The organism is Sphingomonas sp. GC_Shp_3 (assembly GCF_026540945.1).
GTDB lineage: Bacteria > Pseudomonadota > Alphaproteobacteria > Sphingomonadales > Sphingomonadaceae > Sphingomonas.
Genome location: NZ_JALNUT010000001.1, coordinates 969,892 through 994,345 on the forward strand (window position 1 = coordinate 969,892; position 24,454 = coordinate 994,345).

Consider the following 24,454-nt stretch of genomic DNA (forward strand, 5'->3'; position numbering starts at 1 on the left):
AATTTTGACGTGAGGGCTAACACACATGGCAACCAACCCGATCGACGGCGGCGCTGTAAAGCAGCGCGGGAGCGAAGGCACCGCGAAGCGCCGTATCCGCAAGGTGTTCGGCAACATCCACGAAGTCGTGCAGATGCCGAACCTGATCGAGGTGCAGCGCGAGAGCTACGAACAGTTCCTGCGCTCCGACCCGTCGATCGGCTATGTGTCCGGTCTGGAAAAGACGCTGCGTTCGGTGTTCCCGATCCGCGATTTCGCCGGCACCGCCGAGCTCGACTTCGTCAACTACGAACTCGAACCGCCGAAGTTCGACACCGATGAGTGCCGCCAGCGCGGCATCACCTATGCGGCGCCGATGCGCGTTACCCTCCGCCTGATCGTGTTCGAGGTGGACGCCGATACCGAGGCACGCTCTGTGCTCGATATTAAGGAGCAGGACGTCTACATGGGCGACATGCCCCTGATGACGGGCAACGGCACCTTCATCATCAACGGTACCGAGCGCGTGATCGTCTCGCAGATGCACCGCTCGCCGGGCGTGCTGTTCGATCACGATCGCGGTAAGACGCACGCCTCGGGCAAGTATCTGTTCGCGGCGCGCGTGATCCCGTATCGCGGTTCGTGGCTCGATTTCGAGTTCGACGCCAAGGACATCGTCAACGTCCGCATCGACCGCAAGCGCAAGCTGCCGGTCACGGCACTGCTGTACGCGCTCGGCCTCAACTCCGAAGAAATCCTCAACTATTTCTATAACCGCGTCACGTTCGTGCGCGGTCAGGGCGGCTGGATCGTCCCCTATCAGGCCGAGAACTGGCGGGGCCAGAAGCCGATGTTCGACATCGTCGACGCCAAGACCGGCGAAGTCGTGTTCGCCAGCGGCCAGAAGATCAGCCCCCGCGCCGCCAACAAGGCCGGCAAAGACGGTCTGACCGACCTGCTGATCCCGACCGAGGAGATCTTCGGGCGCTATTCGGCCTATGATCTCATCAACGAGACCACCGGCCAGATCTATATCGAGGCGGGCGACGAAGTGTCGGCCGAGAACCTCGAACTGCTCGACAAGGCCGGCATCGACCGCATAGAGCTGCTCGATATCGATCACGTCGCGACCGGCCCGTGGATCCGCAACACGCTCAAGGCCGACAAGGCCGAGGAGCGCGAGCAGGCGCTGTCCGACATCTACCGCGTCATGCGCCCTGGCGAACCGCCGACGCTCGAGACGGCAGAATCGCTGTTCTCTGGCCTGTTCTTCGATCCGGATCGCTACGATCTGTCGGCGGTCGGTCGTGTGAAGCTCAACATGCGCCTCGACCTCGACGTCGAGGATACCGTAACCACGCTGCGCACCGAGGACATCCTCGAGGTCGTGAAGACGCTGGTCGGCCTGAAGGACGGCAAGGGCGAGATTGACGATATCGACAACCTCGGCAACCGTCGCGTGCGCTCGGTCGGCGAGTTGCTCGAGAACCAGTACCGCGTAGGCTTGCTCCGCATGGAGCGCGCCGTGAAGGAGCGTATGTCGTCGGTCGACGTGTCGACGGTGATGCCGAACGACCTCATCAACGCCAAGCCCGCCGTCGCTGCGGTGCGTGAGTTCTTCGGCTCCTCGCAGCTGTCGCAGTTCATGGATCAGACCAATCCGCTGTCGGAAGTGACGCACAAGCGTCGTGTTTCGGCACTTGGACCAGGCGGTCTGACGCGTGAGCGCGCCGGCTTCGAAGTCCGCGACGTTCACCCGACCCACTATGGCCGCATCTGCCCGATCGAAACGCCGGAAGGCCCGAACATCGGCCTCATCAACAGCCTCGCCTCGTTCAGCCGCGTCAACAAGTACGGCTTCATCGAGACGCCATACCGCAAGGTCATCGACCACCGCGTCACCGACGAGGTCGTGTACCTGTCGGCGATGGAAGAGGCCAAGCACACGATCGCGCAGGCCAACGCCGAACTGGACGCAGACGACAAGTTCACCGAGGAATTGGTCTCGTCGCGTCAGGCGGGCGAGTTCCTGATGGCGTTGCCGTCGAACATCACGCTGATGGACGTCAGCCCCAAGCAGCTCGTCTCGGTCGCCGCATCGCTCATTCCGTTCCTGGAAAACGATGACGCCAACCGCGCGCTGATGGGTTCGAACATGCAGCGTCAGGCCGTGCCGCTGGTGAAGGCGGAAGCGCCGTTCGTCGGCACCGGCATGGAAGAAACCGTCGCGCGCGATTCCGGCGCGGCGATCGCCGCCAAGCGTTCGGGCATCGTCGATCAGGTCGATGCGACCCGTATCGTCATTCGCGCGACCGGTGAAGTCGAGGCCGGCCAGTCGGGTGTCGACATCTACACGCTGATGAAGTTCCAGCGTTCGAACCAGAACACCTGCATCAACCAGCGCCCGCTGGTGAAGGTGGGCGACGTGATCAACGTCGGCGACGTGATCGCCGATGGCCCGTCGACCGAGTTCGGCGAGCTGGCGCTGGGCCGCAACGCTCTCGTCGCGTTCATGCCCTGGAACGGCTACAACTATGAGGATTCGATCCTCATTTCCGAGCGTATCGTGAAGGATGACGTCTTCACCTCGATCCACATCGAGGAGTTCGAGGTCATGGCGCGCGACACCAAGCTCGGGCCGGAAGACATCACGCGCGATATCCCCAACGTCGGCGAGGAAGCGCTCCGCAATCTCGACGAGGCTGGCATCGTGTACATCGGCGCCGAGGTCGAGCCGGGCGATATCCTCGCCGGCAAGATCACGCCGAAGGGCGAAAGCCCGATGACGCCGGAAGAGAAGCTGCTCCGCGCGATCTTCGGTGAAAAGGCGTCGGACGTGCGCGACACGTCGCTGCGTCTGCCGCCGGGCGTTGCCGGCACGGTTGTCGAGGTGCGGGTGTTCAACCGCCACGGCATCGACAAGGACGAGCGCGCGATGGCGATCGAGCGCGAGGAGATCGAGCGCCTGAAGAAGGACTCGGACGACGAGCGCACCATCCTCAACCGCGCGACCTGGTCACGACTGCGCGAGATGCTGATCGGCCAGACCGCTACCGCGGTGCCGAAGAACGGCCCCAAGAAGGGTGTCGTGATCGATCAGGACGTGCTCGACTCGGTCGATCGTCACGAATGGTGGAAGTTCGCGGTTGCGGACGACGCGGTTCAGGCGAACCTCGAAGCGGTGAAGGGCCAGTATGACGAGGCCGCCAAGCTGATCCGCGAGAAGTTCGACGATCGTCGCGAGAAGCTGGAGCGTGGTGACGAGCTGCCGCCGGGCGTACTCAAGATGGTCAAGGTGTTCGTCGCGGTGAAGCGCAAGCTGCAGCCGGGCGACAAGATGGCCGGCCGTCACGGCAACAAGGGCGTCATCTCGCGCATCCTGCCGGCGGAGGACATGCCGTTCCTCGCCGACGGTACGCCGGTCGATCTCGTGCTCAACCCGCTGGGCGTGCCGTCGCGCATGAACGTCGGGCAGATCTTCGAAACGCATCTCGGCTGGGCGGCGCGCAATCTCGGCCAGCAGGTCCACCGCGCGCTGGAGGATTGGCGTGAAGCCAACCCCGAGGCCGAAGGTGGCGCGATGCCGGACGCGGTGAAGACCCGTCTGCTCGAGGTGTACGGCGAGCATTACGTCGACGACATCAAGGGCCGCTCCGCCGACCAGATCATCGAACTGGCCGAGAACCTGAAGACCGGTGTGCCGATGGGCACCCCCGTGTTCGACGGTGCTCGCGAGGCGGACGTTTCTGACATGCTGACGCTGGCGGGTCTCGACACGTCGGGCCAGTCCGACCTGTTCGATGGTCGCACGGGTGACATGTTCGATCGCAAGGTGACGGTGGGCATCATCTACATGCTCAAGCTGCATCACCTTGTCGACGACAAGATCCACGCCCGGTCGATCGGACCGTACAGCCTCGTCACCCAGCAGCCGCTGGGTGGTAAGGCGCAGTTCGGTGGACAGCGCTTCGGCGAGATGGAGGTCTGGGCACTCCAGGCCTACGGCGCGGCGTATACCTTGCAGGAAATGCTGACGGTGAAGTCGGACGACGTGGTCGGCCGCACCAAGGTCTACGAGGCGATCGTCAAGGGTGACGACACGTTCGAGGCCGGCATTCCGGAGAGCTTCAACGTGCTCGTCAAGGAAATGCGCTCGCTGGGCCTGAATGTCGAGCTGAAGACGGTCGAAGAGTTCGACACCGACGGCGTCGCGATCGCGGCGGAGTGATATGGAGGCATCAAGCAAGTTTGCCGTTTTAGGCGGCGTGAACCTGCTCATCGCAGGGATCACGCTCGCTTATGGTTCCGGCGCAGGACGCGTTCCCCTGGGCGCTATCCTGATCTTGCTTGGTGTCGCCTGCTCCCTTCGAGCTTGGCGCTTGAGTTACAACTCTGACGCCGCTGATTTTCCCCTCCAAGTGAGGAATAGAGAATGAACGAACTGACCAACTTCGCCAATCCGGTCGTAAAGCCGGAAACCTTCGACCAGATCCAGATCGGCATCGCGTCCCCGGACCGCATCCGCTCGTGGTCGTTCGGCGAGATCAAGAAGCCCGAGACCATTAACTATCGCACGTTCAAGCCAGAGCGTGACGGCCTGTTCTGCGCGCGCATCTTCGGTCCGATCAAGGATTACGAGTGCCTGTGCGGCAAGTACAAGCGCATGAAGTACAAGGGCATCGTCTGCGAGAAGTGCGGTGTCGAAGTCACGGTCTCGAAGGTCCGCCGCGAGCGGATGGGCCATATCGAACTGGCAGCACCGGTCGCGCACATCTGGTTCCTGAAGTCGCTGCCGTCGCGCATCGGCCTGCTGCTCGACATGCAGCTCAAGCAGCTTGAGCGTGTGCTGTATTTCGAGGCGTATATCGTGATCGAGCCGGGCCTGACCCCGCTCGAGAAGTATCAGCTGCTCACCGAAGACGAGCTGCTCGACGCGCAGGATGAATATGGCGAGGACGCATTCTCGGCCGGCATCGGCGCCGAGGCAGTGCGCATCATGCTCGAAAGCCTCGATCTCGAGGGCGAGCGCAAGGATCTGCTCGAAGAGCTCGCGGTCACCAAATCCGAGCTGAAGCCGAAGAAGATCATCAAGCGCTTGAAGGTCGTCGAGAGCTTCATCGATTCGGGCAACCGCCCGGAGTGGATGATCCTCGAGGTCGTGCCGGTCATCCCGCCGGAGCTGCGTCCGCTCGTGCCGCTCGACGGTGGCCGCTTCGCGACCTCGGATCTCAACGATCTGTATCGCCGCGTGATCAACCGCAACAACCGCCTCAAGCGGCTGATGGAACTGCGCGCGCCGGACATCATCGTCCGCAACGAAAAGCGCATGTTGCAGGAAGCGGTCGACGCGCTGTTCGATAACGGTCGTCGTGGTCGCACGATCACGGGCGCCAACAAGCGTCCGCTCAAGTCGCTGTCCGACATGCTCAAGGGCAAGCAGGGCCGCTTCCGCCAGAACCTGCTCGGCAAGCGCGTCGACTATTCGGGTCGTTCGGTGATCGTGACCGGGCCTGAGCTGAAGCTGCATCAGTGCGGCCTGCCGAAGAAGATGGCGCTCGAGCTGTTCAAGCCGTTCATCTACGCGCGCCTCGACGCCAAGGGTCTGTCGATGACCCTCAAGCAGGCAAAGAAGTGGGTCGAAAAGGAGCGCAAGGAAGTCTGGGACATCCTTGACGAGGTGATCCGCGAGCATCCGGTGATGCTCAACCGCGCACCGACGCTCCACCGTCTCGGCATCCAGGCGTTCGAGCCGGTGCTGATCGAGGGCAAGGCGATCCAGCTTCACCCGCTGGTCTGCTCCGCGTTCAACGCCGATTTCGACGGCGATCAGATGGCCGTGCACGTCCCGCTGAGCCTCGAGGCACAGCTCGAAGCGCGCGTGCTGATGATGTCGACCAACAACATCCTCAGCCCCGCCAACGGCAAGCCGATCATCGTGCCGTCGCAGGACATGGTGCTGGGCCTGTATTATCTGTCGATGTTGAAGGAAGGCGAGCCCGGCGAGGGCATGCTGATCTCGGACATGCAGGAAGTGCATCAGGCGATCGAGGCCGGCGCGGTGACGCTCCACACCAAGATCATCAGCCGCGTGCCGCAGACCGACGAGAATGGCGAGCCGTACCTCAAGCGCTATGAGACCACCCCCGGTCGCATGCTGCTCGGCGAGTGCCTGCCGAAGTCGTCCAAGGTGCCGTTCGACACCGTCAACCGCCTTCTCACCAAGAAGGACGTCGGCGACGTGATCGACGAGGTGTATCGTCACACCGGCCAGAAGGACACGGTGCTGTTCGCCGACGCGATCATGAGCCTCGGCTTCCGCCATGCGTTCAAGGCAGGCATTTCGTTCGGCAAGGACGACATGATCATCGCGCCGGACAAGGACAAGCTGGTCGACGAGACGCGCGAGCAGGTGAAGGACTTCGAGCAGCAGTATCAGGACGGCCTGATCACGCAGCAGGAGAAGTACAACAAGGTTATCGACGCGTGGTCGCGCTGCGGTGACCAGGTCGCCAACTCGATGATGAACGAGATCAAGGCGGTCAAGAAGTACGAGGATGGCCCGAACAAGGGTCGCGAGAAGCCGATCAACTCGATCTACATGATGGCGCACTCCGGTGCGCGTGGCTCGCAGGCGCAGATCAAGCAGCTTGCCGGTATGCGCGGGCTGATGGCCAAGCCGTCGGGTGAGATCATCGAAACGCCGATCATCTCGAACTTCAAGGAAGGCCTGACCGTCCTCGAATATTTCAACTCCACCCACGGCGCCCGTAAGGGTCTTGCGGATACGGCGTTGAAGACCGCGAACTCGGGTTACCTGACCCGCCGCCTCGTCGATGTGTCGCAGGATTGCGTCATCATCGAAGAGGATTGTGGTACCGAACGGGCGCTGGAAATGCGCGCGATCGTCCAGGGTGGTTCGACCATCGCATCGCTCGGCGAGCGTATCCTGGGCCGCACCACGGCCGAGGACATCATCGACAGCAAGACCGGCGAGGTGGTGATCCCGCTCGGCACGCTGCTCGACGAGCCGATGGTGGCGCGGATCGAGGCGATCGGCACGCAATCGTGCAAGATCCGTTCGCCGCTGGTCTGCGAGACCAAGATCGGTGTCTGTGGCAAGTGCTACGGGCGCGATCTCGCCCGCGGTACGCCGGTGAACATCGGCGAGGCGGTTGGCGTCATCGCGGCGCAGTCGATCGGTGAGCCGGGCACGCAGCTGACGATGCGGACGTTCCACATCGGCGGCGCGGCGCAGCTCAACGAGCAGTCGAACCTCGAAGCGGCGACGGACGGTACGCTCGAATATCGTGACCTGCGCATCATCACCGATCAGCGCGGCCGTCGTGTCGTTCTGTCGCGTTCAGGCGAAGTCGCGATCGTCGACATGGACGGTCGCGAGCGGTCGGTCGATCGTCTGCCGTACGGTTCGTACGTGCTGCACGACGATGGTGCGATCGTGTCGAAGGGCGATCGTCTTGCCGAATGGGACCCGTTCACCATGCCGGTGATTACGGAAAACCCCGGTATCGTGAAGTATGTCGATCTGATCGAGGGCAAGACGCTTACGGAGCAGGCCGACGAAGCGACCGGCATCTCGCAGCGGGTCGTTATCGAGTATCGTGCGACCAGCAAGGCGAAGGAAGATCTCCGCCCGCGCCTCACCCTCACCGGCGAAAGCGCGGAAGAGGCTGGCCGTTACATGCTGGTGCCGGGCGCTACGCTCTCGGTCGAGGATGGTGCGACGGTTCAGGGCGGCGACGTTCTGGCGCGTGTCAGCCGCGAGAGTGCCAAGACCCGCGACATCACGGGCGGTCTGCCGCGCGTGGCCGAGCTGTTCGAGGCACGCAAGCCGAAGGAAAATGCCATCATCGCCAAGGTCTCGGGCCGCGTGGTGTTCGGCAAGGACTATAAGGCGAAGCGCAAGATCGGCATTCAGCCCGAGGATGGCGGCGAGGTCGTCGAGTATCTGGTGCCCAAGTCGAAGGTGATCGACGTTCAGGAAGGCGACTACGTCAAGCGTGGCGACAACCTGATCGGCGGCAGCCCCGATCCGCACGACATTCTGGAGGTGCTCGGCATCGAGCCGCTGGCGGAATATCTCGTCGCGGAAATCCAGGAGGTCTATCGTCTGCAGGGCGTGAAGATCAACGACAAGCACATCGAGACGATCGTTCGTCAGATGCTGCAGAAGGTCGAGATCACCGAGGGCGGCGACACCACGCTGCTCGCCGGCGAGCAGGTCGATCGTGACGAGATGGACGCGATCAACGACAAGCTCGACAAGGGCCAGGTCCGCGCACAGGGCAAGCCTGTTCTGCTCGGCATCACCAAGGCGTCGCTGCAGACCCGCAGCTTCATCTCGGCGGCGTCGTTCCAGGAGACCACCCGCGTCCTCACCGAGGCGGCCGTCCAGGGCAAGCAGGACACGCTCATCGGCTTGAAGGAGAACGTTATCGTCGGCCGGCTGATCCCGGCAGGCACCGGCGCGGGCATCAACCGCCTGCGGGTCGCGGCCTCCTCGCGCGATGCGGCACAGCGCGTATCGATGCGACGGATGGCCGAGGTGGCGTTCGTTGCGCCGAACTCTGCCGCCGAAGAGCATGCTGCCGAACTGGCACGCAGCCCGCGTGATGCCGGTGGTACGCGCGATGCGCTGGCGGATGTCGAGACGTCGGGCACCGGCACCGATGCCGATGCGGGTGATTACCTGGAGAGCTGATCGGCGCGCCTGATCGAGAGACGAAAGCCGCCGTCCGGGGATACCCGGGCGGCGGTTTTTCATTGCACAGCGTTGTTGCCAGCCGAGGTTTCTCGTCGTGTGATGGAACGCTGCATACCGCGCGGCGTTGGAGAATACGCCGTTAGCTCGCGGCAGATCCCTTTCGCGTCGCATCTTCGCGGCGTTACGGAAAGGTGGACGAGCGATGCATCCGTGATCGTCCGCAGAGCAACCGTCCGTTAAGCCCTAGCGCCCGCCCAGCTTACTGCGGCCGATCTCGGCAGTCTCCACGCGCGATGCTCCCGCCCCTGCCCGTCAGACATGCTGCCGATGCACTGCATGCGGATTTGGAGAAACCGGTCGCGAGCGGGAGCGGCGTGCGGAACACCAGGCGCCTCAGCTTGCGCCCGGTCGAGAATAGACTGTCTGGCAGAAATGCCGTCTGCCGTAAGGCGCCAACAGGGGTGGTGTTCGCCGCGCTTGTTGAGGACGACGGCACTGGCCGCGAATGACGCCAGGCCTCGCCGGTATAAGCTACTCCTCGACGAGCTTCATAAGCCGTCGCTCTACCGGCGCGAGGACCGGACCAAGCTCGTGACCGCGTTTCAATACGGCGCCCTGTTCGCCAATCAGCGCCCACATACCCTGCCGGTTTCGCAGCGCCGGACGTTTTTCGATGCGAAACTCCGGTCGTTCGGCCGCGCGGCGGAAGCAGGAGAACACCGCCGCTTCACTGCCAAGATCCATCGCATAGTCTCGCCAATGGCCCGCCGCGACCATCCGCCCGTAGAGATCGAGAATACGCGAAAGTTCAGGCCGATCGAACGCGACCTGTGTAGGACCTGCACGGCCGCCTTGCGGCACCGGAAAAGGCGTTACCGTACCCATCAGGCCCGGTTGCGCAGGTCCTGTTGCTCGGCGAGAAGCGTGTCGAGACGTTTGCGCATCGTTTCGAGCTCGCAGCGCAGGAGTTCGATTTTCTGCGTCTGCGGATCGAATACTTCGCTGCACGGCGTGCCATAGGCAAGGAAGCTCGGCTTGGACTGTCCGCCCTCAATCATCGTTGGCCGGGCGGGGATGCCGACCATCACCGCGCCATCGGGCACGTCGCGCGTAACCACCGCATTCGCACCGACGCGTGCGCCGGAACCAACCGTGATCGGCCCCAGCACCTGCGCGCCCGAGCCGATGATCGAATTATCGCACAGGGTCGGATGGCGCTTGCCCGCGATGCCATTATCCGGCGCGGTGCCGCCTAGCGTGACGCACTGATAAATGGTGACGTTGTCGCCGATCTCCGCTGTCTCGCCGATGACGGTAAAACCGTGATCGATGAACAGATGGCGGCCGATCGTGGCGCCGGGATGGATGTCGATCGCGGTCGTCATTCGCGAGAAATGGTTCACCAGCCGCGCGAGGAAGAACAGCCGTGCCGTAAACAGCCTGTGCGCGACGCGATGCCACGCCAGCGCCCACACACCAGGATAGGTGAGAATCTCGACACGTGAGCGCGGCGCGGGGTCACGCGCCTTGATCGAGTCGAGATAAGCGACCAAGCGCTGCAACATTAAACGCGTCCCCTTGTCCTTCCGGGTTATCTAAGACTTGGCACCGACGAATAAAAGAACCGATGCGTAGCGACTGACTCTTGTAAAACCGGTCGTTGCCACGGGAAAATGATATCGGGCCTTTCCGGCGCATCATCTTAACGTACGGACCAAGCGATGCCCGACTTTCTCGCGCCTGATCGGTCTGGCAGGCGCCGGCGCAGTAGCCGCGCTCCCGTTTTGTTCTGGCGCGCTCTAGCCGGCACGCACAGCGTGCGCTATTCCGTTTCCTATGTCCGACGAAGATCTGTTCGCCGCCCAACCCAAGCCGGGTGGCCATGAGTATGACGCTTCCTCGATCGAGGTGCTCGAAGGGTTGGAGCCGGTGCGCCGCCGGCCGGGCATGTACATCGGCGGCACCGACGAACGCGCGCTCCACCACCTCGCCGCGGAGGTGATCGACAATGCGATGGACGAAGCGGTCGCAGGTTTCGCCACCCGCATCGAGGTCGTGCTGGAAGCAGGCAACCGTCTGACCGTCGTCGACAACGGACGCGGCATTCCGGTCGATCCGCATCCGAAATTTCCCGGCAAGTCGGCGTTGGAGGTAATCCTGTCGACGCTGCATTCCGGCGGCAAGTTCGAAGGCAAGGCATATCAGACAGCCGGCGGCCTGCACGGCGTCGGCATCAGCGTGGTCAACGCGCTGTCGTCAGACACGGTTATTGAAGTCGCGCGTAACAAGACGCTTTATCGCCAGCGTTTTTCGTGCGGCGTGACGCTCGGACCTTTGGAGGCGCTGGGGCCGACGCCGAATCGGCGTGGCACCTCGGTTGCGTTCACGCCCGACACCGAGATCTTCGGGCCGGAGATGCTGTTCAAGCCAGCGCGGCTCTACAAGCTGGTGCGATCCAAGGCGTATCTGTTCGCAGGCGTCGAGGTGCGCTGGCACTGCGCGCCCGAGCTCCTTGCCGACGATACGCCGGCCGAGGCGGTTTTCCAGTTCCCCGGTGGGCTGGCCGATCACCTGCGCGAGCAGATCGGCGGTCGCGAGTGCGCCACTGCCGACTTCTTCACCGGGCGGCAGGACTTCCCGAACGAGCAGGGTCGGGTCGAATGGGCGGTGGCGTGGCCGCTGTGGAGCGACGGCAGCTATAGCTGGTATTGCAACACCATCCCCACGCCCGATGGCGGCACGCACGAACAGGGCCTGCGTGCGGCGCTGGTAAAGGGTATCCGCGCGTTCGCCGATCTCGTCGGGCAGAAGAAGGCGAAGGACATCGCGCCCGAGGACGTGATGACCGGCAGCGAGCTGATGCTGTCGGTGTTCATCCGTGATCCGCAGTTCCAGAGCCAGACGAAGGACCGGCTTACCAGCGCCGAGGCGGCGGCGCTGGTCGAACGCGCGGTGCGGGACCATGTCGACCACTTCCTCAGCGACAATATGGAGCGCGGCAAGGCGCTGCTCGGCTATATCCTCGACCGGATGGACGATCGCCTGCGGCGCAAGGCCGAACGCGAGGTCAAGCGAAAGACCGCCACCAGCGCGCGAAAACTGCGCCTGCCCGGCAAGCTGACCGACTGCGCCGCAGACAGCCCCGAAGGTACCGAACTGTTCATCGTCGAAGGCGATTCGGCGGGCGGCTCGGCCAAGCAGGCGCGTGACCGCAAGACGCAGGCGATCCTGCCGATCCGCGGCAAGATCTTGAACGTCGCGTCGGCCACCTCGGCCAAGATCCTCGCCAATCAGGAGATTGCCGATCTCATCCAGGCGCTCGGCTGCGGAACGCGCAAGGACTGCAACACGGATCATCTGCGCTACGAGCGGATCGTCATCATGACGGACGCCGATGTCGATGGCGCGCACATTGCGACCTTGCTGATGACCTTCTTTTTCCAGGAGATGCCGGATCTGGTCCGGCGCGGGCATCTGTTCCTCGCGCAACCGCCGCTTTACCGCCTCACCGCCGGTACCAAGAGCCTGTACGCGATGGACGATGCGGATCGCGCGCGTATTGAGAAAGGGCCGTTCAAGAACAAGAAGGTTGATGTCGCACGCTTCAAGGGGCTTGGCGAAATGAACCCGATGCAGTTGCGTGAGACGACGATGGACCCCGCAACGCGGCAGATGCTCCGCATCACGCTACCACAGGAATATGAGGAACGGGCTGGCGTTAAAGACTTGGTCGATCGGCTGATGGGCACCAACCCGGCGCACCGCTTCGCGTTCATTCAGGAGAATGCAGCTCGGATGGATGTTGCGGAGCTCGATGCTTGAGCGACATCCTATATTCTACCAAAGTCGAATACCGGTAAAGACTTAGCAGGCTTTTACTGTCAGGGGATACCCTTATCGGCGATGGCCCTAGGGTAATCCTACAATCTTCCAACGACTCGTTAACCACGGTTAAACCTTGCTCAACAGCCGGGGAGACCGAACGTGAGTCGACTGTTTGTAGGGAGTGCGATCTGTGCGGTCGGCAGCGGCGGCATCGTCAAGCTGCCCGAGCCGTTTCTTGGCACCGTGACCGCACGCGGTGCGCGCGATGAGGTGCATGTCGGTCTGCACGATCAGCTTAATTGCCTCGTCGTGTTCGACAGCGTGGTGCTGAACGAACGGCTCGAGCGCTTCGCATGCGATACCGTCATCGGCAGTCTGACCGATGCGACCGACCCGCTCGACCGGCTGCGCAGACACTTCGGTTTCGCCGCCTCAGCGCGCGTTGACGGCGAGGGACGGCTGCAAATCCCCGAGTGGCTCGACGAGCGGCGCGGTGCGGCTCGCCACATCCTGCTCATCGGGATGGGTCACTGCTTCGAGGTTTGGGATCTCGACTATGTCCTCAATCACGGCGCGCGCGATCTTCAGCAGCTCGCCAATCTTCATCTCGATCTTCTCAACACACAGAATCAACAGGGAGCCAGCCATGAAGTTTCTTTGCAATATGTCGGGTCACGTCGCGGCGCCTGCGTCGGTGACCAACCAGGGCTTCCAGTTCAGCCGCTGCGCGCGTTGCAGCCACGACATGATCCGATCGACGGCGTCGGACGGCGCTAAGTGGAAGCCTGTGCCGGAGGGGTTTCGCGTCGACTGGGGTGTGACCGACCTTGAATTGTTCAACAAAAAGCCTTGGCTGGTCATGCAGGTGAAGGCGGCAACTAATGCGGTCGCGTTGGTTGCCAGTGCCGTCCGGATCGGCGTTTCGGTGCTGCTGTGGCGTATGGTCGACGGGCTGCGCGGCTCGGACCGTCATGCCAGACGCACCCGCGACGCTGCCGGCCGCGTGATCCGCGTGTCGCAGCCCAAGCCGAACTGGAACGTCAGCGTGCAGATCAACGTCGGCCGTGGCCGTAAAGGTGAATCGTTATATCAACCGCAGGCTCTGGCGGCGTGACGCGTCAGGCGATCCGGCGAGGCTAACCGGATCGACGCAGCGCTATACGCCCAGGCGTGCGAGCCACGCCTGCGCCTGCTTCGGCTCGCCCACCGCGCTCGAAGCAACCGGCCCGCGCGAGGCGAGGAATTCACGGTGCAGCGCGAACGGCTCCATGCCGAGGTGTTCCCGCAAGGCGGCGATGGCATCCCCGGTCTCGATCAGCGCATCGACCACTGGCGCGAGCTTGGCACGGGTGCGCCGATCCTGCTGATGATCGAACAGACCCCATACCCCGCTCGCCGTGGTGCGCAGCGCGGCGACGAGCGCGGCGTGATATTCCACCTCGAGGTCTGCGCGCCGCAGGTCGATCCGTTCGAGGCGATCTGCCTTAGCCATCGCCCTTCATCCGTCGCTGATGGTATTTCAGGCGCACCGCCATACCGGCCAGCATGTGCAGCGCGCCGAGCGCCACGAATCCCAACGGCAGCACCGTCGGGATCGCCGGGAAGCGCGTACGCTGGAGAGCGGCGAGTAACGCGCCACCGACCAACAGCGCCACACCCATCAGGCGTATCGGCCGTGCGATTGCGCGCAGTTCGCGTTGGTATGCGGACCGCGCGGCGGGGTCGGTCAGGTCGGGCGGTGTCATCGTGTCGACCATTCCGACGCGAGCAAGCCCCATAGATGCGTGTCACGCACGCCGATATGGGTTTCCCAATCGGCGCGCAGATGTCCCTCAAGCGTAAAGCCGAGCGCCTTGAGCAGCCGGTTGGAGCCGTCATTTTCAGGATCGGTGTCCGCGAACACGCGACGCGCACCTTCCTCACGAAACAGCTGATCGAGCACGCGCGACACCGCCTCGCGTGCATAGCCATGCCCCCAATACGCACGGGCAAGCAGGTAGCCGATCTCTATCACACCTGGCCGCTTCGTCCCCGCCGCGACCAGACCAACCGCGGTATCATCACTGGCTAGCGTCACGGACCACGTCCGCCAGTCTCCCTTGCCGACCCGCTCGGATAGGTACGCGCGCGTCTCCGCCACATCGGCGTGCGGCGCGTGAGACCAATAGCGCATGAGATCGACGTCGCCATAGGCTGCATGGAGCGCCTCGGCATCGTCGATCCGCTGCGGCCGCAACATGAGCCGGGCGCTGGCGAGCGTACCGTTCACGCGGTCAGCGCCGCGACCAGCGCACGAACTTTCTTCTGGCGCCACTGCGGTAACGGCGCAATCAGCCAGTATCCCTTGGCGAACGGGTTCGGCCCGCCCGTGACCACCACGCGGCCAGCGGCGATGTCCGCGGCGGCGAGCAGTTCCGGCACGGTCGCGCGGCCAAGCCCCTCCGCCGCCGCGTCGATCGCCAGCCCCGCGTCCCCCACGCGCACGAGCGATACCGCATCGTCGTTCTGGCATCCCGGCCAGGAGATGCGCGTATCGACGCCGCCGCCGGGGCGTTCGATCGTCACCATACCGTCCGATTCAATCGCCTCACCCTCATGCTCGCCCGGCCCATCGCCCCAGCGAATCGCGAGATCGAGATTGGCTTCGGTAAAATCGATCGTCTCGTCGGCGGAGATCAACACGAAGCGCAACTCGCCGTCGCCGCGCGCGATCTCGGCGAGGCGCGGCATCAGCCACTTCTCGGTCAGGTCGCGCGGCGCGGCGATGGTGAGCGACTTGGAGGTTTGCCCCGCCTGCATCGCGCGTACCGCTTCCTCGAACTGGAGAAAACCGGTGCGCAATGCCTCAAGGCCTGCCTCGCCCTCCGGCGTCAGTTCCAGCCCACGCGTGGTGCGGCGGAACAGCACGACGCCGAGCGTGTCCTCCAGCGCGCGGATCTGCTGGCCGACCGCCGCCGGTGTCACCGCCAGTTCGTCGGCGGCGCGCGTGAACGACAGGTGCCGCGCGGCGGCATCGAGCACGCGCAGGCCGTTGAGCGGAAGGTGCGTGCGCTTCATCGCGCGGTGGCGGCGATCACGCGCCGACCGCCGGGGCGAGCAGCGCGAAGCGCGGAATCGCCGCGTCAAACCCGGCGCCATCCGCACCGACGACATGGTAATGCCCCTGCATCGCGCCGGTGGGCGTAGCGAGCGGGCAACCCGACACATAGTCGTAGCTGCCGCCCGGCGCGATCGTGGGTTGTTCGCCGATCACCCCTTCCCCCTCGACCGAGTGGCGCGCGCCGCGACCATCGGTGATGACCCAGTGGCGGGTAAGCAGCTGGATCGCCTGTGCGCCGTCGTTCTCGATGCGGATGTGATAGGCCCAGAACCAGCGCCCACGCGCCGGCTCGGACTGTTCGGGCAAATAGCTGACCGACACGCGCACCACCACGCCGTCCGTCTCCGCGACGTGCGGGAACAGCGACTTCATCGCGTCACTTGTCACAGCCCGACCTTCGTCAGTGCCTGGTCCAGATCGTCGATCACGTCCTGCGGATCTTCGAGACCGACGTTGAGGCGCAGCAGATTGTCAGTCACGCCCATCTCGATCCGCTTTTCCTCGGCGACACCGTAGTGGGTGGTGGAGGCGGGATGCGTCATCAGCGAGCGGGAGTCGCCGATGTTGTTCGAGATGTCGACGAGTTCGAGCGCGTCGAGCAGCCCGTGTGCCTGCGCACGCCCACCATCGACCTCAAACGCGAAGATCGGTCCGCACGCGTCCATCTGCCGCATCGCGAGATCGTGCTGCGGGTGGCTGGCGAGGCCCGGATGAAGGATTCGCGGTACACGCGCCTCTAGAAACGCGCCAACCTTGAGGCTGTTCTCGCTCTGCCGACGGATGCGCAGGTCGAGCGTCTCAAGCCCTTTCAGCACCACCCACGCATTGAAGGCACTGAGCGTCGGCCCGGTGTTGCGCGTGAACGGCAGCAGCACGTCGTTGATGAACGCCGATGTGCCGCACACCGCACCCGCCAGCACGCGCCCCTGCCCGTCCATCATCTTGGTGGCAGAATAGGCGGTGACGTCCGCGCCCCACTCCATCGGCCGCTGCAAGGCTGGCGTGGCGAAGGCGTTGTCGACCACGCTGGTGATGCCGTGCGTGCGCGCGATGTCGCACACGGCCTTCAGATCAACCACGTCCATCGTTGGGTTGGCGGGCGTCTCGAAGAAGAACACCTTGGTATTGGGGCGGATCGCGTCGGCCCACGCCTGTGGATCGCGCGCGTCGACCACCGTCGTCTCGATGCCAAACTTGGGCAGCAGCGCATCTGTCAACCAGCGGCACGATCCGAACGCGGCGCGCCCGCCGACCATATGGTCGCCCTGCTGCAACTGGCAGAGCAGCACGGCGGTCATCGCCGCCATGCCGGTCGTCATCGTCCGGCACGCCTCGGCGCCTTCGAGCAATGCGATGCGGTTCTCCAGCATCTCCACGGTCGGGTTCTGGAGCCGCGAATAGGTCATGCCGACCTGCTCGCCCGCGAAGCGCGCGGCGGCGTCGCCCGCGCAATCATAGCTGTAGCCCGAGGTGAGGAAGATCGCCTCCGACGTTTCGCCGAATTCGCTGCGTGCGGTGCCACCACGTATGGCTTGCGTGGCGGGGCGCCACTGGCGGGTGATGCTCTGGTCCTGGCCGGTACGACGTTTCATGGGCCACGCTTTGCCGCCCGCGGTCCCTCCCCGTCAATGCCCCGCTTGAAACCTGCTCGTTAACACCGGATAGCTTTGCATGATGACCGAACCGCAGCCTCGCGCTTTCCTGTCCCATCCGGGCCGAGTCGCTGTGCTGATCGGTGTGGTGGCGCAGGCGTTGTTCAGCTACCGGCTCACCACGCCGGGCAAGATCATGTTCGACGAGGTGCATTACGTCCCCGCCGCGCGCAAACTGCTGACGCTGGCGATGCCCGCCAATACCGAGCACCCGCTGGTCGGCAAGGAGATCATCGCCGCCGGGATCGCGCTGTTCGGGGATGGGCCACTCGGTTGGCGTGCATTCTCGACCTTGGCGGGCACGACGACCGTGTTGGGCGTGTTCTGGATCGCGTGGCTGACGTTCGGGCGCACGCGGACTGCCGCGCTCGCGGCAGCGTTTGCGCTGCTCAACTTCACCGTGTTCGTGCAGGCGCGTATCGCCATGCTCGACGGTTTCATGGCGGCATTCGTGGTGCTGGCGACAGCGGTACTGCTCTGGTCGATGCGGGCGCGGACGGCTTGGGGTGCGTGGCCACGCTGGCTGCTGGGGAGCGTGCTGCTCGGCCTTGCGGTGGGCGCGAAATGGACGGCGGTGCCGTTCGTCGGCTACGCGGGTGCCGCGTTCCTGATCGTCCGACTGACCGACGCACACCGCAGCCGCCGATCGGTCTGGTGGGGTCTCAACGCGCGCGGGCACCGCCACTGGCCGGGGCTGGCCGCAGTGCCGGCGCTGCTGACGTTGGGGCTGGTGTCAATCGGCGTCTATTTCGCGACCTTCACTCCGGCACTGTATTACCATGATATGCCGCTGCGGCTCAATGGATTGCTGAGCTTCCAACGGGACATGTACGCGCAGCAGATCCAGGTGCTGCCACGCCACCCCTACCAGTCGCAATGGTGGAGTTGGCCGCTGATGATCCGGCCGATCTGGTATTTGTACGAATATGTCGACGGGGCGAACCGCGGTGTGCTGATGATCGGCAACCCGGTGGTGCTGTGGGGGGGACTGATGGCGGTAGCGGCATGTGCATATGCCGGCTGGCATGATCGCTCGCTCCGCCTGATCGGTGCGGGAGCATTGTGGGCGGGAGCGTTTCTACCGTGGATTGTTATCCCGAAATCGCTCGGCTTCTTCTATTATTACTATCTGCCGAGCATCTTCCTGCCGGTCGCGATCGCCGCCGCGCTGCAACGCTTCTGCAAAGGGCGGTTCGCTCGGTGGGACGATTACGCCTTTCTGGCGGCGCTGGCGCTGTTCGCGTTCTTCTATCCCATTCTTTCGGCCGCGCCGCTCGCCACCGCGCAAAGCTTCCACCGCTGGATGTGGCTGCCAACCTGGCCCTGATCGCCGAGTTACATCCAGAACGGAAGTAACAACCCGCATTTCCGCTGTAACGCAGCAGTGATGCGCTGGAACCGCGAAAGTAAACGCGTTACAACCTGTGAAACACACAAGGTGGTGGCAGGGGACGTGCGAATATCACGTCCCCAGTTATATCGTGCCGGCATAGACGTTAACGATAGATCAGCCGGTGCCATCCATGCACGATCAGAGGGTTACATGAACCAACTTCGGCAAAAGGTGGCGCGCGGTGCCACATGGACTGCCGCTCTGCACGGCGCATCAATGGTCATCGAGCTGGCAATCACGGCGCTGCTTGCCCGCCTGCTGTCGCCGGCGCAATTCGGCATCGTGGCGGCGGCGATGTTGTTCATGGGGCTGGTCAACGTATTCTCCGAGGTCGGTGTCGCGCCCACCATCATCCAAATGCCCGATCTGACCCGCGACGATCTGCGCACCGGACTTACCGTATCGCTGTATCTTTCGCTGTGCTGTGCGGTGGCGACATGGTGCGGCTCGACTTTGGTGGCGACGATCTTCCACATGCCTGAACTCAGCGACGTGCTGAAGGTATTGGGCGGTGTTTTCCTGCTGCGCGGGATATCGCTGGTGTCCGAAGCGAAGTTGACGCGCGACCTGCACGTCAAGGAGGTGCGGCTCGTACAGTTGGGCGCGCGAACGTTTGGCTACGGGCTGTTCTCGGCGATCTTCGCATGGCACGGCTATGGCTACTGGTCGCTCGTCTACGGCTCGTTGATCGAGGAGGCGCTGCGTGCGAGCGGCATTTACGCGATCGCGCGAATCCCATTTTCGCTGTTGCTGTCGGGCCGAGGCTTGCGCCGCATTTTTTCAAGCAGCGCGGGGTTCACCGGGATCAACATCGTGAACTTCATCGCGCTCAACGGTGACACGGCTATCGTCGCACGCGCAACCGATGCGGTTTCGACGGGCCTCTACTCACGCGCGTTCAAGCTGATGAGTTTCCCGACCACGTTGTATTCTAAAATTGCCGATCAGGTCGTCTTCCCGGCGATGGCCAGCCTGCAAGGCCAGCCCGAGCGACTGCGCAAGGCCTATCTCGAGGCCACCGCGCTCGCGGCGCTGATCGGGCTGCCAATCTCGGTGGTGATTGCCTTGGTTGGGCCGGATCTGATTTTGTTCTTCTACGGGCCTAAGTGGAGCGCCGCGACACCGATCTTCGCGGCGCTATCGCTCGGCATATTCGCGAGATTTTCGACGCGGACGAGCAGTTCACTCCTGAGAGCGACCGGCAACTTGAGAGGGTTGTTCATATCTCAGATCATCTATGCTGCGGGTACCGTGATCGGGTGCAGCATAGCGATCCCCTTTGGCCTGATCGCGATGTCGGCTACTGTCAGTCTCGTGCTAGTCCTGTCGTTTTTCATCATCACGGGCTTCGCTTTCCGGTCGGTCGATGTTGATCTCCCGACGTTCTTCTCAGCGCATCTCGCCGGATTGAAAGTCGCCGCTATCGTCGCACTCGTCACAGGCGGCGTTCTCGACCTGTGTCACCACAATGCGCTCCATGGCTTCGTTCCCCTCGCCGCCTCGGGCATATCAATCGCGCTCGTCGGGGTCGCCCTGGCCGCTGTGAAGTCGCAATGGATCCTTGGGGATGTTGGTATGAAGATCGCCCTGGCCTTGCATACAAAGCTTGGTCGCTTCAGCGCGAAAAGAGAAGCGTAGCGTGATCGCACAGTGAGAAAACTATCATGCCCAAAGTAACCGTCGTCTCGTCCTTCTACAACGAAGGTTGGCACGTTAAGGACACGCTCGATTCCATCCTGTCGCAGACTGAACGGGACATCGCGGTTGTCTGCGTCGACGACGGCTCGACCGACGACACGCTTGCCTGCCTGCACGCCTATCGCGATCGTCGCGTGCGGATCGTTGCACAGGCTAACCAGGGCCTGGGTGCGGCGCTGAAAAACGGTTTCGCCGATGCTGACTCGGATTATCTCGCCTATCACGAGGCTGGCGACGATTACCGTGCCGACCGGCTGGAGCGCCAGATCGCGCGCCTCGAGGCGGAGCCGGATTGCGGCGTCGTGTCCTGCCAATCGCGCTCCGTCGGGGTAGACAAGAGCTGGACGCGGGAGACGCGGCCGGATGCGACAGGCGCCGCCGATACGCTGCTGACGCACAACCCGTTTCCGCATTCGGGCACGCTGTACCGCAAAAGCGCCTACGATACCGTCGGCGGCTACCGCGCGTTCTTCCGCTACCGACAGGACCTCGACCTGCTCTTGCGGCTGTCGGAGCGTCACGCGTTTGCGGTGGTGCCAGAGATTCTCGTGACGGTGCTTCGGCATAGCGAAAGCGTTTCGGTCAAGCCCGACAAGCGGCTGCTGGCGCGGCGCTATCGGGAATTCGCGGTATATTGCGCGTCGGAACGCCGTGCAGGCCGCAGCGACCCACTCGAATCCTTCGGGCCTGGAGCCGCACTCATGCGCCCGCGATCGCGCCTGATGGCCAACGAGTTCGCGCAGGAAGCTATGAAGGCGAGTTGGCGTGGTGACCGCGACAGTGCGCGCACCTTCGTCGCGGCCGCGATCGACGAGGCCGTCACCGCGCGAGGGCTCGCCGCCACGATCGGCGCGCACGTACCCATGCTGCCGCAGATGCGCGCGGCGTATCAGAGCTTGCGTCGTCGCGCTATTTAGCGGCGGCAACCGTTAAACAAGATGCTGCACCTCAGGCACGGGGGTCAGCGGTTTGCGATCTGCGAACCATCCGCCGAGGTTGTCGACCATGAGCTGCCCCATTGCCGCCCGCGTCTTTACCGAGGCTGAGCCGATGTGCGGCAATAAAACGACGTTCGCCATCGCGACCAGTGCCGCCGGCACCCGCGGCTCGTCCTCGTAAACGTCGAGGCCCGCGGCAAGGATCGTACCGGCTTGCAGCGCCGTGATCAGTGCCGCCTCATCCACTACGCTGCCGCGTGCAACATTGATGAGCACGCCTTCACGCCCGAGCGCGGCCAGCACCTCCGCGTCGATGAGATGACGGGTTTCCGCCGTGCCCGGCACGATCGCGATCAGCACGTCGCACGCTTTGGCGAGGCCGACCAACGTGTCATGGTACGTGTACGCCACACCCGCCTGCCGCGAGCGGCCATGATATTCGACAGCGACGCCGAACGCGTCGAGCCGGTGCGCGATCGCTTTGCCGATCGCGCCAAGCCCAAGGATGCCGACCGTCCGCCCGCGCAGCGTTGGGGACAGCGGGAACGCGCCCTGCGGCCATTTACCCTCCCGCACGAAGCGATCCGCCTGCGGGAGCTGCCGCAACGTCGCAAGCAACAACCCGATGGTAAGGTCCGCGACCTCATCGTCGAGCACGCCCGGTGTGTTGGTGACGATCACGCCACGCTTCGCCGCGGCTACCGCATCGATACTATCATAGCCGACGCCGAAGCCCGCAATGATCTCCAGCGCAGGCAGCTTGTCCATCAGGGCGCCGTCGATCCGGCCGGCAAGCGTATTGGCGGCAAACCCACGCACGCGCCTGCCGGCATCGGCGAAGAAGCGGTCCTGATCCTCGATCTGCCAGAGCTTGTGAACGGTGAACGCCGCTTCGAGTGCGGCGGTCACGGTGTCCGGCATCGGTCCGCCGATGATGATCTCAGGTTGCATGATGGCGCTTTTCAAAAGTTCAGTAACGTCCCCACGTAAAGCGTGAGGAAAGCGCATAGTTCCAGACTGCACCTACCAGCACGCCCAGCAAGGCGGCCGTCGCCCATGTGCCCTCGCGGGCTTCGTGCAGAAACCCAGCGACACCGACGTTCGCGACCAAGCCGACGCTGCAAACGACGCAGAACGACACCCAGCCATCCAGCAGCTGCCGCCAGCCACGTAGGCGCCGGTCGCGATAGGTGAGCGCGTTGTTGAGAAAGAAGTTCACCGTCATCGCCACCACAGCCGCGATAACCTGCCCCAGCAGGAAGGCGCGATCACCCCAGCCGAGCAGGATCGGCGTCAGCACACTCATATGCACGCCCACGCCGATCAACCCGATCGCGGAAAACATCGCGAACCGCACCGGCACGATCCTGCCAAACATGCGATCGTACAAGGCGATCAGGAACTCCAGCGCGACGACATGGTCGAGCTTGCTCTCGCCCTCGGTGCGGGTGCGGAAGATGTATGGCAGTTCGACGAACTTCAGCGGTCGCGGCGATCCCGTCATGATGTCGAGCAGGATCTTGAAACCGATCGCGGCGAGATGCGGCGCGAGATCCCGTACGATCCGCGCCCGTATCATAAAGAAGCCGCTCATCGGATCGCTCAGGTCCGCTTTTAGAACATGCCGCGAAAGCTTTGTTGCGAAAGCGGATTTTGCCACACGGTCACGGTCCCAGTCACCGGTTCCGCCGCCATTTACGAAACGCGAGCCGATCACCACGTCAACGCTGGCATCTGCGTTCAGCGCTTCGACCATCGCGGGCAGGATCGTTTCGTCATGCTGAAGGTCGCCGTCGATCACCGCGACCAGGGGTGCGGCGGTAGCGCACATCCCCTCGATACAGGCCGAAGACAAACCGCGCCGCCCGATCCGCTGGATCACGCGCACGCGTGGGTCGACCCGCCCGATCGCGCGAACGGCATCCGCCGTGCCGTCCGGGCTGTCATCATCGACGAAGATCGCCTCCCAAACGCGCCCGGCCAAGGCCGCATCAAGCTGCGCCACCAGCAAGGGGACGTTGCGTACCTCGTTGAAGGTCGGGATAACGACGGCGACGTCGAGCGTCTGGGTCACACCAGTGCTGCCAGCACTGCGTCTCCCATTTCGCCTGTCGTCATGGTGCCGCTAAGATCGGGTGTGCGGGCGCCACCGATCAACGCCGCCGACACGGCCGCTTCGACGCGCTTTGCCGCCGCCTCATCATCCAGCGAGTGGCGCAGCAGCATCGCCGCCGACAGAATCGCCGCGCATGGATTGGCTTTGCCCTGCCCCGCGATGTCCGGCGCGGAACCGTGGATCGGCTCGTACAGGCCATTGTCACCGCTCCACGCCCGCAGTGACGCGGACGGCAACATGCCGATCGAGCCGGCGCACATGCTCGCCTGATCGGACAGGATATCGCCGAACAGGTTGCCCGTGACCATCACGTCGAACTGGCCCGGGTTGCGAACCAGCTGCATGGCGGCGTTGTCGACGTACATGTGGGTGAGCTTGACCTCAGGATAGTCCGCGCCCATCGCCGTCACCACGTCGCGCCACAGCTGCGAGGTCTCCAGCACATTGGCCTTGTCGATCGAATGCAGCGTGCCCTTTCGGCGCTTCGCCATCTCGAACCCGACAGTCGCGATACGGCGCACCTCTGCCTCGTTATAGGACATGATATCAAAGCCTTCGCGCGTTCCGTTCGCAGCGGTTCTGAAGCCTTTCTCTCCGAAATAGACATCGCCGTTTAACTCACGCAGGATCACCATGTCGATCTGGCGGGCGACTTCCGGACGAAGCGCAGAGGCATTTTCAAGGCCGGGGAACAGCGTGGCTGGGCGCAGGTTGGCGAATAGCCCAAGCGCGGCGCGCAGGCCGAGGATCGCCTGTTCGGGGCGAAGCGCCCGCTCCAGCGCATCGCAGCGCGGATCACCAACCGCGCCGAACAGGATCGCATCCGCACGCCGCGCCACGTCCAGCGTCTCCGGCGGCAGCGGATGACCCGCCGCGAAATACGCAGCACCGCCGACGAGTGCTTCCTCAAAGGCGAAATCAAGATTGAGCGCTTCGAGAACCCGGCGCGCCTGCGCGGTGACTTCGGGGCCGATGCCGTCGCCGGCGAGGATCGCGATCGTCTTCACATGAGTTCCGTTCGGGCTGGAGCT

At 63.7% G+C, this 24,454-nt stretch carries 19 protein-coding genes; 8 read left to right on the forward strand and 11 right to left on the reverse strand.

All coding sequences use genetic code 11. The annotated features are described in order from the left end of the window. The first annotated feature begins 25 nt into the window (after positions 1 to 25). On the forward strand, positions 26 to 4,207 hold the full coding sequence (gene rpoB / locus OXR00_RS04825) for a DNA-directed RNA polymerase subunit beta (RefSeq protein WP_267386910.1): 4,182 nt from the start codon (positions 26 to 28) through the stop codon (positions 4,205 to 4,207). 204 nt (positions 4,208 to 4,411) lie between these two features. Continuing rightward, positions 4,412 to 8,698: a DNA-directed RNA polymerase subunit beta' gene (gene rpoC / locus OXR00_RS04830; RefSeq protein WP_267386912.1), complete on the forward strand. Its 4,287-nt coding sequence runs from the start codon at positions 4,412 to 4,414 to the stop codon at positions 8,696 to 8,698. Positions 8,699 to 9,232: 534 nt separating this feature from the next. Here the strand turns inward: rpoC and OXR00_RS04835 are convergent. Both OXR00_RS04835 and epsC read right to left on the reverse strand, forming a co-directional pair. Next, on the reverse strand, positions 9,233 to 9,586 hold the full coding sequence (locus OXR00_RS04835) for a DUF2794 domain-containing protein (protein WP_267386913.1): 354 nt from the start codon (positions 9,584 to 9,586) through the stop codon (positions 9,233 to 9,235). Continuing rightward, positions 9,586 to 10,266 (reverse strand): serine O-acetyltransferase EpsC, encoded by a 681-nt coding sequence (gene epsC / locus OXR00_RS04840; RefSeq protein ID WP_267386914.1) that lies wholly within the window; start codon positions 10,264 to 10,266, stop codon positions 9,586 to 9,588. The genes OXR00_RS04835 and epsC overlap by 1 nt, the downstream gene beginning before the upstream one ends. A 271-nt stretch (positions 10,267 to 10,537) precedes the next feature. Here epsC and parE point away from each other — a divergent pair, with 271 nt between their 5' ends. From parE to OXR00_RS04855, 3 genes are all read left to right on the forward strand, one after another. After that, positions 10,538 to 12,523 (forward strand): DNA topoisomerase IV subunit B, encoded by a 1,986-nt coding sequence (gene parE, locus OXR00_RS04845; RefSeq protein ID WP_267386916.1) that lies wholly within the window; start codon positions 10,538 to 10,540, stop codon positions 12,521 to 12,523. Between the two features lie 162 nt (positions 12,524 to 12,685). Beyond that, positions 12,686 to 13,303 (forward strand): division/cell wall cluster transcriptional repressor MraZ, encoded by a 618-nt coding sequence (locus OXR00_RS04850; protein ID WP_267386917.1) that lies wholly within the window; start codon positions 12,686 to 12,688, stop codon positions 13,301 to 13,303. Then, positions 13,272 to 13,640, forward strand: a complete 369-nt coding sequence (locus OXR00_RS04855; protein WP_267386918.1) for a hypothetical protein — start codon at positions 13,272 to 13,274, stop codon at positions 13,638 to 13,640. The genes OXR00_RS04850 and OXR00_RS04855 overlap by 32 nt, the downstream gene beginning before the upstream one ends. A gap of 42 nt (positions 13,641 to 13,682) precedes the next feature. Here the strand turns inward: OXR00_RS04855 and OXR00_RS04860 are convergent, their stop codons facing one another. Genes OXR00_RS04860 through OXR00_RS04885 form a run of 6 tightly spaced genes read right to left on the reverse strand, consistent with a single transcriptional unit; the run spans position 13,683 to position 17,218 of the window. After that, positions 13,683 to 14,018 carry a hypothetical protein gene (locus OXR00_RS04860; protein ID WP_242146747.1) on the reverse strand — a complete coding sequence of 112 codons (336 nt, stop codon included), beginning with the start codon at positions 14,016 to 14,018 and terminating at the stop codon, positions 13,683 to 13,685. After that, entirely contained in the window at positions 14,011 to 14,271 is a 261-nt protein-coding gene (locus OXR00_RS04865) for a hypothetical protein (protein WP_242146749.1), read from the reverse strand. The genes OXR00_RS04860 and OXR00_RS04865 overlap by 8 nt, the downstream gene beginning before the upstream one ends. Then, entirely contained in the window at positions 14,268 to 14,795 is a 528-nt protein-coding gene (locus OXR00_RS04870) for a GNAT family N-acetyltransferase (protein ID WP_267386919.1), read from the reverse strand. Before OXR00_RS04870 ends, OXR00_RS04865 begins: the two co-directional genes overlap by 4 nt. Beyond that, entirely contained in the window at positions 14,792 to 15,583 is a 792-nt protein-coding gene (locus tag OXR00_RS04875) for a LysR family transcriptional regulator (RefSeq protein ID WP_267386920.1), read from the reverse strand. The genes OXR00_RS04870 and OXR00_RS04875 overlap by 4 nt, the downstream gene beginning before the upstream one ends. A 16-nt stretch (positions 15,584 to 15,599) precedes the next feature. Then, complete coding sequence (gene apaG / locus OXR00_RS04880) at positions 15,600 to 15,998, reverse strand: Co2+/Mg2+ efflux protein ApaG (RefSeq protein WP_242146755.1); 399 nt, start codon at positions 15,996 to 15,998, stop codon at positions 15,600 to 15,602. Positions 15,999 to 16,009: 11 nt separating this feature from the next. Continuing rightward, on the reverse strand, positions 16,010 to 17,218 hold the full coding sequence (locus OXR00_RS04885) for an aminotransferase class I/II-fold pyridoxal phosphate-dependent enzyme (protein WP_267386921.1): 1,209 nt from the start codon (positions 17,216 to 17,218) through the stop codon (positions 16,010 to 16,012). Positions 17,219 to 17,297: 79 nt separating this feature from the next. Between OXR00_RS04885 and OXR00_RS04890 the strand changes: the two genes are divergently transcribed. The 3 genes from OXR00_RS04890 to OXR00_RS04900 are packed head-to-tail and all read left to right on the forward strand — an operon-like array spanning position 17,298 to position 21,286. Then, positions 17,298 to 18,605, forward strand: a complete 1,308-nt coding sequence (locus tag OXR00_RS04890; protein ID WP_346731979.1) for a phospholipid carrier-dependent glycosyltransferase — start codon at positions 17,298 to 17,300, stop codon at positions 18,603 to 18,605. A 60-nt stretch (positions 18,606 to 18,665) separates the two neighbouring features. Next, a complete protein-coding gene (locus OXR00_RS04895) occupies positions 18,666 to 20,309 on the forward strand; it encodes a lipopolysaccharide biosynthesis protein (protein ID WP_267386922.1) in 1,644 nt (547 codons plus the stop codon). Positions 20,310 to 20,335: 26 nt separating this feature from the next. Then, on the forward strand, positions 20,336 to 21,286 hold the full coding sequence (locus OXR00_RS04900; RefSeq protein ID WP_267386923.1) for a glycosyltransferase: 951 nt from the start codon (positions 20,336 to 20,338) through the stop codon (positions 21,284 to 21,286). A 12-nt stretch (positions 21,287 to 21,298) separates the two neighbouring features. Here OXR00_RS04900 and OXR00_RS04905 read toward each other — a convergent pair whose 3' ends face one another. From OXR00_RS04905 to leuB, 3 genes are read right to left on the reverse strand one after another with little or no spacing between them, the layout of a single operon-like run. After that, positions 21,299 to 22,258 carry a 2-hydroxyacid dehydrogenase gene (locus tag OXR00_RS04905; protein WP_267386924.1) on the reverse strand — a complete coding sequence of 320 codons (960 nt, stop codon included), beginning with the start codon at positions 22,256 to 22,258 and terminating at the stop codon, positions 21,299 to 21,301. A gap of 19 nt (positions 22,259 to 22,277) precedes the next feature. Beyond that, positions 22,278 to 23,381: a glycosyltransferase family 2 protein gene (locus tag OXR00_RS04910; protein ID WP_267386925.1), complete on the reverse strand. Its 1,104-nt coding sequence runs from the start codon at positions 23,379 to 23,381 to the stop codon at positions 22,278 to 22,280. After that, entirely contained in the window at positions 23,378 to 24,430 is a 1,053-nt protein-coding gene (leuB, locus tag OXR00_RS04915; RefSeq protein ID WP_267386926.1) for a 3-isopropylmalate dehydrogenase, read from the reverse strand. Before leuB ends, OXR00_RS04910 begins: the two co-directional genes overlap by 4 nt. Between the last annotated feature and the right edge of the window lie 24 nt (positions 24,431 to 24,454).

What these genes read in the sequence shown, in the direction of transcription:
- OXR00_RS04860 (WP_242146747.1), bottom strand. Translation starts at nt 14,018, where the DNA reads ATGGCTAAGGCAGATCGCCTCGAACGGATCGACCTGCGGCGCGCAGAC.
- epsC (WP_267386914.1), bottom strand. Translation starts at nt 10,266, where the DNA reads ATGTTGCAGCGCTTGGTCGCTTATCTCGACTCGATCAAGGCGCGTGAC.
- parE (WP_267386916.1), top strand. Translation starts at nt 10,538, where the DNA reads ATGTCCGACGAAGATCTGTTCGCCGCCCAACCCAAGCCGGGTGGCCAT.
- OXR00_RS04890 (WP_346731979.1), top strand. Translation starts at nt 17,298, where the DNA reads ATGATGACCGAACCGCAGCCTCGCGCTTTCCTGTCCCATCCGGGCCGA.
- OXR00_RS04905 (WP_267386924.1), bottom strand. Translation starts at nt 22,258, where the DNA reads ATGCAACCTGAGATCATCATCGGCGGACCGATGCCGGACACCGTGACC.
- OXR00_RS04895 (WP_267386922.1), top strand. Translation starts at nt 18,666, where the DNA reads ATGCGCTGGAACCGCGAAAGTAAACGCGTTACAACCTGTGAAACACAC.
- OXR00_RS04835 (WP_267386913.1), bottom strand. Translation starts at nt 9,586, where the DNA reads ATGGGTACGGTAACGCCTTTTCCGGTGCCGCAAGGCGGCCGTGCAGGT.
- OXR00_RS04875 (WP_267386920.1), bottom strand. Translation starts at nt 15,583, where the DNA reads ATGAAGCGCACGCACCTTCCGCTCAACGGCCTGCGCGTGCTCGATGCC.
- OXR00_RS04865 (WP_242146749.1), bottom strand. Translation starts at nt 14,271, where the DNA reads ATGACACCGCCCGACCTGACCGACCCCGCCGCGCGGTCCGCATACCAA.
- OXR00_RS04900 (WP_267386923.1), top strand. Translation starts at nt 20,336, where the DNA reads ATGCCCAAAGTAACCGTCGTCTCGTCCTTCTACAACGAAGGTTGGCAC.
- apaG (WP_242146755.1), bottom strand. Translation starts at nt 15,998, where the DNA reads ATGAAGTCGCTGTTCCCGCACGTCGCGGAGACGGACGGCGTGGTGGTG.
- OXR00_RS04885 (WP_267386921.1), bottom strand. Translation starts at nt 17,218, where the DNA reads ATGAAACGTCGTACCGGCCAGGACCAGAGCATCACCCGCCAGTGGCGC.
- OXR00_RS04855 (WP_267386918.1), top strand. Translation starts at nt 13,272, where the DNA reads ATGATCCGATCGACGGCGTCGGACGGCGCTAAGTGGAAGCCTGTGCCG.
- rpoB (WP_267386910.1), top strand. Translation starts at nt 26, where the DNA reads ATGGCAACCAACCCGATCGACGGCGGCGCTGTAAAGCAGCGCGGGAGC.
- rpoC (WP_267386912.1), top strand. Translation starts at nt 4,412, where the DNA reads ATGAACGAACTGACCAACTTCGCCAATCCGGTCGTAAAGCCGGAAACC.